Source organism: Streptomyces sp. XY431 (genome assembly GCF_001279805.1).
GTDB lineage: Bacteria > Actinomycetota > Actinomycetes > Streptomycetales > Streptomycetaceae > Kitasatospora > Kitasatospora purpeofusca.
Genome location: NZ_LGDO01000450.1, coordinates 1 through 216 on the forward strand (window position 1 = coordinate 1; position 216 = coordinate 216).

Genomic DNA, 216 nt, shown 5'->3' on the forward strand with positions numbered 1-216 from the left:
CCGATAGCGGATAGTACCGTGAGGGAATGGTGAAAAGTACCGCGGGAGCGGAGTGAAATAGTACCTGAAACCGTGTGCCTACAAGCCGTGGGAGCGTCGGATGCGGGCTTGTCCTGCATCTCGTGACTGCGTGCCTTTTGAAGAATGAGCCTGCGAGTTTGCGGTGTGTAGCGAGGTTAACCCGTGTGGGGTAGCCGTAGCGAAAGCGAGTCCGAA

1 rRNA gene is annotated in these 216 nt (G+C 56.9%); it reads left to right on the plus strand.

What is annotated here, in order from left to right:
- Window positions 1–216, plus strand: a 23S ribosomal RNA gene (locus tag ADK60_RS28510); the annotation flags it as partial.